This window comes from Azospirillum sp. TSH20, assembly GCF_003115935.1.
GTDB lineage: Bacteria > Pseudomonadota > Alphaproteobacteria > Azospirillales > Azospirillaceae > Azospirillum.
Map to the genome: position 1 here is coordinate 86195 of NZ_LGQU01000064.1, position 15104 is coordinate 101298.

The 15104-nt window shown below is 68.3% G+C and carries 11 protein-coding genes and 1 tRNA gene; 5 read left to right on the forward strand and 7 right to left on the reverse strand.

Annotated elements, in window-relative coordinates; translation table 11 throughout:
* Positions 1-231: 231 nt before the first annotated feature.
* Positions 232-308: transfer RNA gene (locus tag TSH20_RS18280), tRNA-Arg, on the reverse strand.
* Positions 309-544: 236 nt separating this feature from the next.
* Between TSH20_RS18280 and gpt the strand changes: the two genes are divergently transcribed.
* Entirely contained in the window at positions 545-1039 is a 495-nt protein-coding gene (gene gpt, locus TSH20_RS18285; protein ID WP_158282014.1) for a xanthine phosphoribosyltransferase, read from the forward strand.
* Between the two features lie 165 nt (positions 1040-1204).
* The gene (locus TSH20_RS18290) at positions 1205-2845 is read left to right on the forward strand and encodes a hypothetical protein (protein WP_109076044.1); all 1641 of its coding nucleotides are present in this window, start codon (positions 1205-1207) and stop codon (positions 2843-2845) included.
* A gap of 125 nt (positions 2846-2970) precedes the next feature.
* Here the strand turns inward: TSH20_RS18290 and TSH20_RS18295 are convergent, their stop codons facing one another.
* From TSH20_RS18295 to TSH20_RS18310, 4 genes are all read right to left on the reverse strand, one after another.
* Positions 2971-3798: an ABC transporter permease gene (locus TSH20_RS18295; RefSeq protein ID WP_109076045.1), complete on the reverse strand. Its 828-nt coding sequence runs from the start codon at positions 3796-3798 to the stop codon at positions 2971-2973.
* Positions 3795-4760, reverse strand: a complete 966-nt coding sequence (locus TSH20_RS18300) for an ABC transporter permease (protein ID WP_109076046.1) — start codon at positions 4758-4760, stop codon at positions 3795-3797. The genes TSH20_RS18295 and TSH20_RS18300 overlap by 4 nt, the downstream gene beginning before the upstream one ends.
* A gap of 26 nt (positions 4761-4786) precedes the next feature.
* Positions 4787-6280 carry an ABC transporter substrate-binding protein gene (locus tag TSH20_RS18305; RefSeq protein WP_109076047.1) on the reverse strand — a complete coding sequence of 498 codons (1494 nt, stop codon included), beginning with the start codon at positions 6278-6280 and terminating at the stop codon, positions 4787-4789.
* A gap of 92 nt (positions 6281-6372) precedes the next feature.
* Entirely contained in the window at positions 6373-8166 is a 1794-nt protein-coding gene (locus tag TSH20_RS18310; protein WP_109076048.1) for an extracellular solute-binding protein, read from the reverse strand.
* 164 nt (positions 8167-8330) lie between these two features.
* Between TSH20_RS18310 and ppa the strand changes: the two genes are divergently transcribed.
* A complete protein-coding gene (gene ppa, locus TSH20_RS18315; RefSeq protein WP_109076049.1) occupies positions 8331-8888 on the forward strand; it encodes an inorganic diphosphatase in 558 nt (185 codons plus the stop codon).
* A gap of 25 nt (positions 8889-8913) precedes the next feature.
* Here ppa and TSH20_RS18320 read toward each other — a convergent pair whose 3' ends face one another.
* Complete coding sequence (locus TSH20_RS18320; protein ID WP_109076061.1) at positions 8914-9954, reverse strand: NAD(P)H-binding protein; 1041 nt, start codon at positions 9952-9954, stop codon at positions 8914-8916.
* Positions 9955-10010: 56 nt separating this feature from the next.
* On the opposite strand from TSH20_RS18320, the gene TSH20_RS18325 reads away from it, so the two are divergent.
* The gene (locus tag TSH20_RS18325) at positions 10011-10973 is read left to right on the forward strand and encodes a LysR family transcriptional regulator (protein ID WP_247871708.1); all 963 of its coding nucleotides are present in this window, start codon (positions 10011-10013) and stop codon (positions 10971-10973) included.
* A 2-nt stretch (positions 10974-10975) separates the two neighbouring features.
* Here the strand turns inward: TSH20_RS18325 and TSH20_RS18330 are convergent, their stop codons facing one another.
* Positions 10976-11926: an L-lactate dehydrogenase gene (locus TSH20_RS18330; RefSeq protein ID WP_109076051.1), complete on the reverse strand. Its 951-nt coding sequence runs from the start codon at positions 11924-11926 to the stop codon at positions 10976-10978.
* Positions 11927-12214: 288 nt separating this feature from the next.
* On the opposite strand from TSH20_RS18330, the gene TSH20_RS18335 reads away from it, so the two are divergent.
* Positions 12215-14911: a bifunctional acetate--CoA ligase family protein/GNAT family N-acetyltransferase gene (locus TSH20_RS18335; protein ID WP_109076052.1), complete on the forward strand. Its 2697-nt coding sequence runs from the start codon at positions 12215-12217 to the stop codon at positions 14909-14911.
* Positions 14912-15104: the final 193 nt, after the last annotated feature.

Here is a 15104-nt window from a genome sequence, read left to right on the forward strand (position 1 = left end):
CGCTAAAAAACGGATCGCAGATCGACAGTAAGGGAGCAACCGAAGACGCAACAGTAATTTCAAGGGGCGAATGCCGGGCGGGTGGGAACCGGCGATCCAAGTCCGGCGCAAGATGGCCCGGTGAAAGTTGGCAGTGGCGCCAGAGCGGCCAAGCCTGAAAACGCAAAAAGCGGCCGAAGGGCCGCCTGCTGTCAAATCATCGAATTTTCAGGACCTGTATTCGAAGCAGAATGGCGCGCCCGAAGAGATTCGAACTCCTGACCCTCAGATTCGTAGTCTGATGCTCTATCCAGCTGAGCTACGGGCGCGCTGTGTATTCTGCGACGGTCGGCAGTGTTACCGTCCATCCATCCCGGCGTCGGCGGCAGGCCGTCGGCGTCGAGGCGCGCAACATACTCAAAGCCCCCCTGCCCCGCAAGCGCTTTTTTCACGAAATTTCGGCAGCCCTGCGGCAGCGGGGCATGAGCATACAAATAGCCCCCGATTGCCCGGCGGCGGCGGCTGGGTTATACAGTCCGCTTGCTGTTTTTGGAGAGTCAGTCCCGTGGCCGAAGCCCCCTTCAACAAGCATTTCCCGGTGTCCTGGGAAGAGCTCCACCGCAATGCCAAGGCGCTGGCCTGGCGCCTGATCGACCGCGGCCCGTGGAAGGGCATCATCGCGATCACGCGCGGCGGCATGGTTCCTGCGGCGATCATCGCGCGCGAGCTTGAGATCCGCATGATCGACACCGTCTGCGTCTCAAGCTACGACCACCAGCAGCAGCGCAACGCGACGGTGCTGAAGGGTGTCGAGGGCGCCAACGCCGGCGACGGCGAGGGCTGGCTGATCATCGACGATCTGGTGGACACCGGCAAGACGGCGGAAGTCGTGCGCAAGATGCTGCCCAAGGCACATTTCGCCACCGTCTACGCCAAGCCGGCCGGCCGGCCGCTGGTCGACACCTTCATCACCGAAGTCAGCCAGGACACCTGGATCCACTTCCCCTGGGACATCGAGCTGCAGTTTTCGCAGCCGATCGCCAAGCTGCGCAACGGCTGAGCGCCCACGGGTTTCGGCGTGGCCGTCCGCTGCCGGCGGGGGCCGCGCCCAAGCCTGCGTCTTCTCCGGTTCATTACATAAAAATTTACGGTTTGCGTCCTAAATGACGCGCGGCGGCGCCTCTGCGCCCGCCATCGCTTCCCAACATCGCGTGGCGGCCCGCGCATGACCGACGAAATACGCCCGGAAGAGCTGCACCAGGACGAGCTGCGGCACAAGATCGACGCCCTGGTGGCGCGGCTGCCGGCCAGCCTCGTCTACAGCCTGCTGAGCGAGATCGAGGGCATGGACAGCGAGCCGACCGACCGTGTCCAGCTCGTCCGCCAATATGTCATCGAGTATCTGAACCGCCAGCGCACCAACCGCGCCCGGCGCCTGTTCACCAACCTGTTCGAAGCCTTCCTGATCGACGACGACGTGCTCTATCACGGCGGCGTCGCCGTCCCCGGCATGCTGCAGCGCGTCGATGTCGGCGCCCTGTGGGAGGCGCTGAGCCGCGACGCCTTTCCGCTGCTGGCGGTGGAGGCGCAGGAAACGCTGGACGAGATGGCGCGCGGCGAGGTGATCGACCGCATCCTGCGCTCCCCGGTCGCCATGGTGATGAAGGAGCGGATGCGCGTCGCCGCGGTGAAGCATCTGGATGCCGTGCTGGCCAACAAGAAAGCCACGGAGGAGCTGCTGGCCGGCATGTCGCGCAACCGGCCGCGCCGCACCCGGCTGATGTCGGGTTTCCTGGAAAAGACGCCGACCATCGATGTCAACACGCTGCGGCTGATGCATCTGGTGCTGACCCATGCCGAGGGGGCGGGCAAGCCGGTCGCCGAGCGGCTGGAGGAGTTTCCCGCCAATTGCGGCGGCGAGGCGGAGGCGAACCGGCTGGCCGACCGGCTGCTGGACGCGACGGACCAGCTGCGCGACCGCTGCGGCGATGATCTGGCGAATTTGCTTCCGCTGTCGGTGCTGACGGTGAAGCGCAACTATCCGGTGGCGGCGCTGTATATCCGGCAGAGCGGCGTCGATCCCGGCCGCGGCGACGCCATGACCGCGGCGCTGACCGGCCATTTCATCGGAGTCACCCGCGCGCTGACCGCGGCGCTGACCGTCATCCTGAAGCTGAACGACCGGGTGCCCGGTTCCGCCATCCGGCCCAGCGCCAAGGAGAAGGCGCGGCTGGAAGCGCTGGTGCAGCGTCTGGACCAGCTGGTCCACGCCGCCACCTCGGCCGGGCTGATGGAGGACCGCCGCAGCGAGCCGGCCTTCCGCAACGCCTGGACCCAGGCGGCGAAGATCATCGGGTCGCGTGTCGCCGCGGTGGCGATGGAACGCTCCGCCCAGGCGGCAGCCGCCCGGCGCCAGCCGGTGATCGACCATGCCGACATCGTCTGGCTCGACCGGCTGCTGTGGCGCTGGCAGGCGATGTCGCGCGATTTCGGTTTTGAGACCTACGATCTGGTGAAGTGGCGCGAAAGCCTGCTGGAAGAGCTGCGCGCCAATGTCGAGAAGGCGATGAAGTTCGAGGAGACCGATCCGCTGGACGAGCGGATGGAGCATCTCCTGCGCATCGACGGCATCGCCGGTGTGTTCGGCCAGCGCGTCAGCGCCTGGATCCCCACTTTCAGCCACAACATGACCCGCCTGCTGTCGCACCGGCTGGAGCGCGGCGGCGAACTGGGCGCGGAGGAGCAGGCGATCATCGACGACCTCGTCGCCACCGCGCGCACCGAAGTCGGCAAATCGCGCTATTGGAAGAGCAATGAGCTGATGGACCTGATCGAACTGTCGGAGCGGACGCGGTCGGTAGGGTGAGCGGGGCGGCGGCTGTTCCTTGCGGCGTTAGAACCCCCACCCCAACCCTCCCCCGCTCTCGGCGGACCGAAGGTCCGCTGAGAGCGGGGGAGGTTAGGTGGGGGTCTAACCTCACCGTTAGCCGACTACATCACCCCAGACGACCGGTGCCGCGGGTCGAGCCAATCCCGCAGGCCATCGCCCAGCATCGTCAGCCCCATCACGCTCAGCGCAATCGCCACACCCGGAAACACCGCCTGCAGCGGCGCGGTGAACAGGTAGGTCTGGGCGTCGCCCAGCATCCGGCCCCAGCTGGGGCTTGGCGGCTGGATGCCGAGGCCGAGATAGCTCAGCGCCGCCTCGTTGACGATGGCGACGGCGAACAGTACGGTGGCCTGGACCACGACGATGCCGGCGATGTTCGGCAGCACATGCACCAGCGTCGCCGACGCAGGACCACGCCCCAGCGCCAGCGCCGCCCCGACGAAGGGCCGCCGCCACACCGCCAGCGCCGCGCCGCGGGTGACGCGGGCCAGCACCGCGGCATTGAACAGCGCCAGGGCCAGCACGACGTTGACCGCTCCGGCGCCCAGCACCGCAGTCAGCAGGATCGCCGTCAGCACGGCCGGAAAGGCGAAGACCAGATCGCCCAGCCGCGCCACCACCTCGTCGCCCCAGCGGCCCAGCCCGGCGGCCAGCAGCCCCAGCGGCACCCCGCCCAGCAAGCCGAGCCCGACCGCCGCCGCCCCGACGGCCAGCGAATTGCGGGCGCCGACCATGATCATCGACAGCACGTCGCGCCCGAAATGGTCGGTGCCGAGCCAATGGGCGGCGCTGGGCGGCTTCAGCCGGGCGATCACCCGCACCTGCTCCGCCGGGTAGGGAGTCCACAGCAGCGACAGCAGCGCCATGACGACCAGCAGCAGGGTCAGCACGGCGCCGAGATGAAGGGAAAGCGGAAGGCGCCGTCTCACGACGACACCCCTTTCGGACGCGGATCGGCGAGCGCGCAGGCGATGTCGACCAGGGCGTTCACCACCACGACGAACAGCGCCAGCAGCACCACCACCCCCTGCACCACGATCAGGTCGCGTTGGCCGATGGCCTGATAGAGCAGCCGGCCCAGCCCCGGCAGGGTGAAGACATTCTCCACCACCACCGCCCCCGCCACCAGGAAGGAGATCTGCAGCCCCAGCACCGTCGCCACCGGGATCAGCGCATTCGGCAGGGCATGGCGCAGCAGGACCGCGGTGCGGCTGACTCCCTTGGCGCGGGCGGTGCGGATGTGGTCCTCGGCCAGCGTGTCGAGCACGGCGGTGCGGGTGACGCGGGCGAGGATGGCGGCCTCCGGCAACGCCAGCGCCAGGGCCGGGAGCAGCAGCGCATGCAGGGCCGGGCCGATGCCGCCGCCCCAGCCGGGCCCAGTCCAACCAGGGAATCCTCCGGCCGGGAACCAGTGCAGGGTCAGGGAGAACAGCAGAATCAGCAGGATGGCGATCCAGAAGCTGGGCATCGACACGCCGAGCTGCGAGAAGCCCAGCACAGCCCAATCCCCGCCCCTGCCCCGCCGCGCCGCCGCCAGCAGGCCGAGCGGCAAGGCGAGAGCGGTGCTGATGACCAGCGACAGCAGGGCCAGCGGCAGGGTCACCGCCAGCCGTTCCGCCACCAGTTCTGCCACCGGGCGGGCGTAGGTCAGGCTGACGCCGAGATCGCCGCGGGCAAGCGCGCCGGCCCACTGCAGGTAGCGGGTAAGGATCGGCTGATCGAGACCCATCTGGCTGCGCAGGGCCGCCAGCGTGTCGGGCTGCGCGTTGACACCCAGCATCAGCAGGGCCGGGTCGCCCGGAACCAGTTGCAGCACCGCGAAGACCACGATGCTGGCCAGCCAGACGGTGACGATCAGGCTGACCAGCCGTCGCAGCAGGAACGCAAGCACGCGGGTCTATCCTTACTTGCTTGGTTTTATTTCCAGGAAACGCCGGTGACGTCGTTGGCCTGGACCGGGCGGTTCACCCACATGCCGGTCAGGCCGGCCTTCTGCACCGTCACCGACGGCAGCATGAACAGGAAGCCGTTGACCGCATCCTCCGCCAAAACTTTCTGCTCCTCGCCGTAGAGCGCGTTGCGCTTGGCGGGCTCCTGGGTGCGGTTCAGCTCGTCGTTCAGGGCGTTGAAGCGCTCGCTCTTGTAATTGAAGTAGTAGTCGGGCCGGGCGTAGATGTCGATGTCCAGCGGCTCGGTATGGGCGATCATGGTCAGGTCGTAATCCTTGCCCTTGAACGTCTTTTCCAGCCACGCCGCCCATTCCACCGGCTCGATCTTCGCGCGGATGCCGACCTCGGCCAGCATGGCGGCGACCAGTTCGCCGCCGCGCCGCGCATAGGGCGGCGGCGGCAGGCGCAGGGTGGTGTCGAAGCCGTTGGGAAATCCCGCTTCGGCCAACAGGGCCTTCGCCTTGGCCGGGTCGTAGGGGTACATGCCGGTCAGGTCGACATAGCCCTCGCGGTGCGGCGGGAAATGGCTGCCGATGGCGACGCCGTTGCCGTAGAGCACGCCGTCGATCAGCGTCTTGCGGTCGATGGCATAGGCCATGGCGCGGCGGACGCGGACATCGTCGAAGGGCTTGCGGGCGTTGTTGGTCGACAGGATGGTCTCGCCTTCCGTCGAGCCGACCATCACCGAGAATTTCGGGTCGTTGCGGAACTCCGGCAGCGCCTCGTAGGTGCTGAACAGGGTGAAGGCGTCGATGTCTCCGGCCTTCAGCGCCGCGACCTGGGCGGCGGGGTCGCTGATGAAGCGGAAGGTCACCCGGTCGAGCGTCGGCTTCATGCCGTCATAATCGGGGTTGCGGACCAGCACGACGCGGTCGCCGGCGACCCAGCGGTCGAACTTGAAGGGACCGGTGCCGACCGGCTTCTGCTTGTTGGTCGCCGCCGATTCCGGGGCGACGATGGCGGCGTCGCCGCTCGCCATGTGGAACAGGAACAGGCCGTCGGGACGCGACAGGGTGACGACCACCGTCTGCGGATCCGGCGTTTCGACCGACGCGATCGGGGCGAAATAGGCCTTCTGCGCGTTGACGGAGTCGGCGGCGCGGGCGCGGTCCAGCGTGAACTTCACGTCGGCGGAATCGGCGGTGGTGCCGTCATGGAACTTGGCGTTCGGGCGCAGGGTGAAGCGGTAGGTCAGCCCGTCGTCCGACACGGTCCAGCGTTCCGCCAGACCGGGGACCAGCTTGCCGTCGGCATCGACGCGCAGCAGCGGTTCGAACAGGTTGGCGTAGGTGACTTCCTTGATGGCGCCGGCCGCGCCGGCGGTCGGGTCCAGATGCGGCGGCTCCAGCGCCATGCCGACGACGAGGTCGGTGCGCGGCTGGGCCGTTGCCGTCAGGGATGTGGCGGCCAGCGCCAGCGCTGCTGATGCTACCAGGGTGAAACGCTGCTTGGCGGTCGACATGGTTGGCAAACTCCCCCGTCTCGTCGTTATCGACGTTCTCTTTGCCGCGATGATGCGGTGCGGCGAGGGAGAGCGCAAGCGAAGCCGCCACGCTATTCCACCCACCAGCTTTCCAGCATCGGACCATAAAGCGGGGTGACGGCGGGACGGTGCAGGGTCGACCAGCGGGCGATGCGGTCCACCGGGCTGTGGAACAGCGGAACCATGTAATGCCCCCACAGAAGAACCCGGTCGAGTGCCCGCACCCGGCCGACCAGCGCCTCCCGCGTGGTGGCGGCGGCGATGGAACGGGCCAGCGCATCGACCGCCGGGTCGTGGATGCCGGCGAGGTTGCGGCTACCCTCCTGCCCGGCCGCATCGGATCCGTAATAATAGAGCTGCTCGTTGCCCGGCGACAGGCTGGACGCCCACCAGCGCATGGTCATATCGAAATCGAAACCGTCCAGCCGGGCCTGGAACTGGGCGCTGTCCACCGTGCGGACGCGCGCCTCGATCCCCAGCGGTTCCAGCGAACGGGCGAACTCCAGCGCCACCCGTTCCTCCGCCGGATCGGACAGGAGGATTTCGAAGGCGAAACGATTGCCCGCCGCATCGGTCAGCCTTCCGTCTCGCACCCGCCAGCCGGCTTGCTCCAGCAGCCGCAGCCCCTCGCGCCTGTTGGCCCGCAGGCCGGCGGGGCCGCCGCCGGTTCCGGGCAGGGCGAAGGGCTTGGTGAAGAGGTCCGGCGGCAGGCGGTCGCGGAAGGGCTCAAGCGCCTGCAACTCCTCACCCTCCGGCAGGCCGCGGGCGGCGAGTTCGGAGTTGGGATAGTAGCTGGCGGTGCGGGTCAGCAGGCCGTGGAACAGGTTGCGGCCGATCCAATCGAAATCGGTCGCCATCCCCAGCGCCCGGCGCACCCGGACATCGGCGAAAATCGGCCGGCGGGTGTTGAAGATCAGGCCGCGCGCCGGTTCGGGCCGGTGGTTCGGCAATTCCTCGCGGATGATGCGACCGTCGCGCAGGGCCGGGCCGTCGTAGCCGGTGGCCCATTTGGCCGGATCGCTTTCGTAACGAACGTCGCCCTGCCCTGCCTTGAAGGCTTCCAGCGCCACGGAATCGTCGCGGTAATAGTCGAACTCCAGCCGGTCGGCGTTGAACTGGCCGACACGGACCGGCAGGTCGCGGCCCCAATAGTCGCGCACCCGCTCGTAGACGATGCGGCGGCCGGGATCGACCGAGGCGACGCGGTAGGGACCGCTGCCCAGGATCGGCTCCAGCGTCGTGCGGCTGAAGTCGCGGCCCGCCCAGAAGGCCTTGGAATGGATCGGCATCAACCCCATCAGCAGCGGCATCTCGCGGTCGATGGTGCCGTCGGGGTTGGCGGCGAAGGCGAAGCGGACCGTTTGCGGATCCGGCGCCTCGGCCGCCGTGACCTTGGCGTAGAACAGGCGGCGGTTGGGGGTGCCGTGCTGCCTCTGCGCCTCCAGCGAGAACAGCACGTCGGCGGCGGTCACCGGCGTGCCGTCCTGCCAGCGCGCCTTGGGGTTGATGTGGAAGGTGACGGCGGAGCGGTCGTCCGCCACCTCCACCCGGTCGGCCAGCAGGCCGTAGAGTGAAAAGGGCTCGTCCCACGACCGCGTCAGCAGCGTTTCGAAGACATAGCCCATCCCCAGCGCCGGCACCCCCTTGACGATGTGCGGATGCAGGCTGTCGAAGCTGCCGGTCACCGCCTGCCGGATGGTGCCGCCCTTGGGCGCCGCCGCGTTGACGTAAGGAAAGGCGGTGAAGTCCGGTGGCAATGCCAAGTCGCCATGCATGGCGATGCCGTGATGGGGCGCTTCAGCCCTTGCGGACACGGGCGCCAGCAGGGCCAGAAGGGCGAGGAGAAGAAGGATCGGGCGGGCCATGGCCGTCAGGGTTGCCGCTTTGCCGCACCTGCGCAAGAGCCAGCGCAAGTTCCTTGGACTCAGGGTGCGTTCCGCCTAAACTCCCGCCCCGCGTGGCGCCGGACCGGGCATCGGCGCCAAAACAAGAACGTGCCCTGAATACGCCAGTCGAAGGAACGCGATACATGGATCTGAGCAAGCTCGCCGCGGGCAAGAACGTGCCCTGGGACGTGAACGTCGTCATCGAGATTCCGATCGGCGGCCAGCCGGTGAAGTACGAAGTCGACAAGGACTCGGGCGCGGTGTTCGTCGACCGTTTCCTGCACACCGCGATGTTCTATCCCTGCAACTACGGCTTCATCCCGCACACCCTGTCGGGTGACGGCGATCCGGTGGACGTCTGCGTCGTCGGCCAGCACGGCGTCGTCCCGGGTGCGGTCCTGCGCTCGCGTCCGATCGGCGTCCTGTACATGGAGGACGAGGCCGGCGAGGACGAGAAGCTGCTGGCCGTTCCGGTCGACAAGCTGCACCCGTTCTACACCGACGTGAAGAACTACACCGACCTGCCGGCCATCGTGACCGAGCAGATCGCCCACTTCTTCGAGCACTATAAGGATCTCGAGAAGAACAAGTGGGTGAAGGTCCGCGGCTGGGGCAACGCCGAAGAGGCCGCCAAGAAGATCGAGGAAGGCCTGGCCCGCGCCCTGGAAGCCAACAAGGGCACCCCGGGTCCGGTGGTCTGAGGGTAGTGGTTTGAACCGTGCGGCCTCAGCCCTGTCGGCTTAGGGCCACACGGTCGGGCATGCATCTCCCCGCCTCCGGCACATCCGCCGGCTGCGCGGGGAGATGCCCCAATCCAACAAGCGTCCGGCGCACCGCAAGGTCCAGCGGCGTGTGCGGCTCTTCGCCCAGGAAGGCCCGCAGGCGGCGGTTGTCGAGCCGCACCGGCTGTTGCCACAGATAGCGCATCTCGCTGATCTCGCGGAGCAGCGGCACCGCCAGACCGCCCAGCCGCAGCAGCCACCAGGGTATTCGCCGCACCGGCAGGTCGGGTTCGCCAAGAGCGCGGGCGATGGCAGCGGCCATTTGATCGCCGTCGGCGTCCCAATGGCCATCCATATGGAACATCGCGTCATCACCCAGGTCCGCCTCACGGTCGAGCAGACGCATCGCCGTTTCCGCCACGTCGGGCAGATAAGCCCATTGATGGCCGATCCCCGGCCGGCCGGGCTGGGTGATCCGGGTCGGCGGCTTGCCGGGCGTCAGCAGACCCTGGCTGAACCAACTGCCGCCGGGACGCGGGCCGAAGAAGTCGCCGCAGCGCAGAATCAGCAGCTTCGCCCCCTGCCCCACCGCGCGGTGCAGGCGGCGTTCCATCTCCACCCGGATGGCGCCTTTGCGGGTAAGCGGGTTCTGCGCCGCCGTTTCCGGGATCAGCGGGAAGACGTCGGGGCCATAGTTGTAGACGGTGCCGGGCAGCAGGACGCGGGCGCGGTTGGCACAGGCCGCGGCAATGCTGTTGTCCAGCATGGGTAGAACCAACCGGTCCCAATCCCGGTAGCCGGGCGGGTTCACCGCATGGACGATCAGCGCCGCCCCCTCGGCCGCAGCCAGCACATTGGCGGCGTTCATCGCATCGCCGACGATCCAGTCGATACCCTCCGACCGCGGCGACTCCGCCGGCTTGCGACGCAGGCCGCGCACCCTCCAGCCGCGCGCCGCCAGCGCCCGCGCCATTTCGCCGCCGATGCCACCGGTCGCCCCCAGAACCAGGGCGATCCTGTCCGTGCCGGTCGCCTGCCGTACCATCGCTGCCTCCATCGCTTTTGCGGTCCGTGATGGGAGGAGAATGGGCCGGGAAAAGGATGAACGGAATTGTCGAACTGCGGCTATCCGCTATACTGAAATCGATGAACCTGCCGCCACCCAGCTGGGACCTCTACCGCAGTTTTCTGGCCGTGATCCGTGAAGGATCGCTTTCGGCGGCGGCGCGCGCCCTGGGGTTGACACAACCGACGCTGGCCCGCCACATCGCGGCGCTGGAGGAGGCGGTCGGCGGCTCCCTGTTCGTGCGCTCGCCGCGCGGTTTGGACCCGACCGACGCGGCCCTGTCCCTGAAGCCGCAGGCGGAGGCGCTGGACAGGGCGGCGGCCAGCCTGTGGCGCACGGCGTCGGGTTTTGGGGCCGGGCTGGGAGCCGATGTGCGCGGCACCGTGCGGGTCACGGCCAGCGAGGTGGTGGGCGCCCGCATCCTGCCGGCGATCCTTGCCGGCCTGCGGACCCGCCATCCGGCGCTGGAGGTTGAACTGGTGCTGTCCAACTCGGTCGATGACCTGTTGCGGCGTGATGCCGATGTTGCCGTCCGCATGGTGGAGCCGGACCAGCAGGCGCTGCTGGTGCGGCGGATCGGCAGCATCGCGCTCGGCATGTACGCCCACCGCGACTACCTCGACCGCCACGGCATTCCACGGCAGTTGGAGGATCTCGGCCACCACAGCCTGATCGGCTTCGACCGCGAGACGCCCGACATCCGCGCCATGATGCGGCGGATGCCGGCCATCGCTCTGCCCCGCTTCGCTCTTCGGTCCGACAGCCATCTGGCTCAGCTGTCAGCCGTCGAGGCCGGGTTCGGCATCGGCATCTGCCAGGTCCCGCTGGCACGCCGGAACCCCGACCTGCGGCGGGTGCTGGCGGACGCCTTCGACATGCCGATGGGCATGTGGGTCGCCATGCACGAGGATCTGCGCTCCACCCCGCGCTGCCGCGCCGTCTTTGACGGGTTGGCGGCGGGTCTGAGGGATCACGTGTCAGCGGATCACAGGACGTAGCATCAACTGGTCCAGCCCATCCGACGTTCGACGCCGTCCGCCGCCTCCTTCAGGATTTCGGCGCTGCGGCGAAGGGCGGCTTCCTCCTCTGTCGACAGGTTGGGCAGGACGGTGTCCACCACGCCGCCGGCGCCGATGACCCGCGGTAGTGACAACACCATCTGCGGCACCCCGCAGACATCGTCGGTCAGCATGGCGCAGGTCGCCACCAGCCGTTCGTCGGCACCGATGGCCGACACCAGCCGGGCCAGCCCGCCGCCGATGCCGAAGGCGGTGTGGCCCTTGCCGTTGATGATGCGGTAGGCGGCGCGGCGCACCCCCTCGTCGATGGCGGCGCGATCCTCCGCCGTCAGGCTGCGGCGGAGCTGGGCGGCCGCCTGCTCGACGGACAAGCCGGCGACGGTGGCGCTCGACCACAGCAGAACCTCCGAGTCGCCATGCTCGCCCACCACATGGGCGTGGACGGAGCGCGGCGTCACCGCCAGCTGTTCGGCCAGCAGGGCGCGGAAGCGCGCGGTGTCCAGCACGGTGCCGGAGCCGATGACCCGGTTGCGCGGCAGGCCGCTGATCCGCGTGGCGATCTGCGTCATCACGTCGACCGGGTTGCTGGCGACCAGCAGAACGGCGTCGGGTGCCGCCTTCAGCACCTCCGGAATGATGGCGCCGAATACCTTGGCGTTGCGTTCCAGCAGTTCCAGCCGGGTTTCGCCCGGCTTCTGGGCGACGCCGGCCGACAGCACGACCACCCCCGCCCCCTCCAGCGCGGCATAGGAGCCTGCGCGGACGGTGACGGCATGGGTGAAGGGCACGGCATGGGCGATGTCCTGCGCCTGGGCCTGGGCCAGCGCCTCGTTCATGTCGACCAGCACGACCTCGCTCGCCGCACCGGTGGTCACCATGGCGAAGGCGGCGGTGCTGCCGACGAACCCGGCCCCGACGATTCCGACCTTCATGAACAGGCTCCTTTGCGCAGGTTGACGACTGGTCCGGCGGACAGCTTGGCGGCGGTCGGTGCCCCACCGCAAGGCGCAAGGCGACAACTCCCCCTTGTTTTCGGTCCTCTGCTTGTTTTCAACGGGCGCGACGAAACGCCCCCTTGCTCAATGGTCATACCAGCCCGTAATGTTGCGCCGCAGCAAATGGCGGGGATGAAAGTCCGAGCTTGCGCTGTTCGTCATCAAAATCGTCGGCATCCCGTGGCAGACTGGGGCCGGCGCCTTTTCCCAGCACCGGATCCGGTCATGACCGTTCGCAACCTCGACAAGCTGTTCAAGCCCGCCTCGATCGCCCTGATCGGCGCCAGCCGCAAGCCCGGAACGGTGGGGGCCGTGGTGGCCCGCAACCTGTTCCAGGCCGGATTCGACGGCCCGGTGATGCCGGTCAACGCGACCGAGCGCGCGGTGGAAGGGGTGCTGACCTACAAGACGGTGGACAGCCTGCCGATCACGCCGGACCTGGGCGTCATCTGCACCGCCCCCGACACGGTGGCGGCGACCATCGATGCGCTGGGCAAGCGCGGGACCAAGGCCGCCATCGTCATGACCAACGGCATGTCGGCCGAACAGACGCAGGCGATGCTGGAAACGGCGAAGCCCTATCTGATGAGGGTGCTGGGACCGAACAGCCTGGGCGCCATGGTACCGGGCCGCGGCATGAACGCCAGCTTCGCGCCGGTGGCGCCGCGCAAGGGCGACGTGGCGCTGGTGGCGCAGAGTTCCATGGTGCTGACCTCGGTCGCCGACTGGGCGACGTCGCGCGGCATCGGCTTCTCGCATCTGGTGTCGCTGGGCGACCGCGGCGACGTGGATTTCGGCGATCTGCTGGACTATCTGGCCTCCGACGTCACGGTGCGCGCCATCCTGCTCTATATCGAGAGCATCACCCACGCCCGGAAATTCATGTCGGCCGCCCGCTCCGCCTCGCGCCAGAAGCCGGTGATCGTCATCAAGGCCGGCCGCTCCGACGAGGCGCAGGAGGCCGCGGCGTCGCACACCGGGGCGCTGGCGGTGTCGGACGCCGTCTATGACGCGGTGTTCCGCCGGGCCGGCGTGCTGCGGGTGAACGATCTGGCCGAGCTGTTCGACGCCGCCGGCACGCTGGGCACCGGGGTGCCGATCACCGGCGACCGGCTGGCGATCCTGACCAATGGCGGCGGCATGGGCGTGATGGCCACCGACAAGCTGATCCAGGCCGGCGGCCAGCTCGCCGCGCTGGCTCCGGAGACGCAGGAGGCGCTGGCCAAGGCACTGGGTCCGCAGCCGGCCGGCGCGCCCTTCCGCAACCCGCTGCGCATCGGTGCCGACGCCACGCCCAAACGCTATGCCGAGGCGCTGAACGCGCTGATGCAGGACACCGGCAACGACGCGGTTCTGGTCCTGCACTGCCCGTCCGCCCTGACCGACAGCGAGGCCATCGCCCAGGCGGTGGCGGAGACGGTGCAGGCCAACAAGGGGCGCCGCCACCCGGTGCTGACCAGCTGGATCGGCGACCAGTCGGCGATGGAGGCGCGCAAGCTGTTCGCCGATGCCCGCATCCCGACCTACAACGGCCCGTCCGACGCGGTGCGCGCCTTCATGCATCTGGTGCGCTACCGCCGCAGCCAGCAGCTTCTGATGGAGACCCCGCCGTCGGTTGCGGAGGATTTCCAGCCAGACGAGATCACCGTAAAGAAGGTGGTCTCCCGCGTCATGGCCGAGAAGCGCGAGTGGCTGAGCGAGTTCGAGGCCAAGCGCGTGCTGGCGGCCTACGGCATCCCGGTGGTCGACACCCGCGTCGCCGAGACGCCGGAGGAGGCGGCCAATGCCGCCCGCGTCATCGGCGGGCCGATCGCGCTGAAGATCCTGTCGCACGACATCACCCACAAGTCCGACGTCGGCGGCGTCGCGCTGGGCCTGACCAGCCCGGAGGACGTCAAGGCCGAGGCCGAGGCGATGCTGGGCCGCGTCGCCGAGCTGGCGCCCGAGGCGCGGATCGAAGGCTTTACCGTGCAGGAGATGGCCGTCCGCCCCGACGCCTATGAGCTGATCGTCGGCATGACCGAGAACGAGATGTTCGGCCCGGTCCTGCTGTTCGGCGAGGGCGGCATCGGCGTGGAGGTGGTGGAGGATTACGCGCTGGCCCTGCCGCCGCTGAACATGAAGCTGGCGGCCGAGCAGATGAGCCGCACCCGTATCCACCGCCAGTTGCAGGGCTATCGCTCGCGCGCGGCGGTCGATCTGGACGCGGTGGCGCTGACGCTGAACAAGGTCAGCCAGCTGGTGGTCGATTTCCCCGAGATCGCGGAGATGGACATCAACCCGCTGCTGGCCGACGCCGACGGCGTGCTGGCGCTGGACGCCCGCATCAAGGTCGGCGTGCCCGTGTTGGCGGGGGCGGCGCGGCTGGCGATCCGGCCATACCCGAAGTCGCTGGAAGACCGCATCACCATCAAGGACGGCCGCCAGTTCTTCGTCCGCCCGATCCTGCCGGAGGATGAGCCGCTGGTGCATCATCTGGTGGAGAACCAGACGGCCGAAGACCTGCGCCTGCGCTTCTTCGCGCCGCTGAAACGGCTGTCGCACCAGGCGGCGGCCCGGCTGACCCAGATCGACTATGACCGCGAGATGGGGCTGATCGCCGTCGGTCCCGACCCGCAGACCGGCGAGACCATCATGTACGGCGTGGTGCGCATCACCGCCGACCCCGACAACCGCCGCGCCGAATATGCGGTGATGGTGCGGTCCGACATGAAGGGCCAGGGGCTGGGCTATATCCTGATGAACAAGATCCTCGATTACGCCCGCTCGCGCGGCATCCGGGAAGTCTATGGCGAGGTTCTGCGCGAGAACACCAACATGCTGAACATGTGCCGCGCCCTGGGATTCGTCCGCAAGGAGAACCTGGACGAGCCCGGCGTGGTGGAGGTGCGGATCGAGCTGGGTGGCGGGCTGGCTGCCTGAGGGTTCTTATACCGGCGGTTGACTATGGATCGGGATGAGGCAATATCAGGCTTGGCGGGCAGAGGCTGCAATCCCCTGCCCGCCGGCCCGATCCTTACCGGAAGAGGTCAAGCAACCGCTTGACGATTTCCAGCACGAGGATCAGGAGCTTGAGGATTTGCATCATCCTCTTCACTCCTCGTAAGCGGCGGGG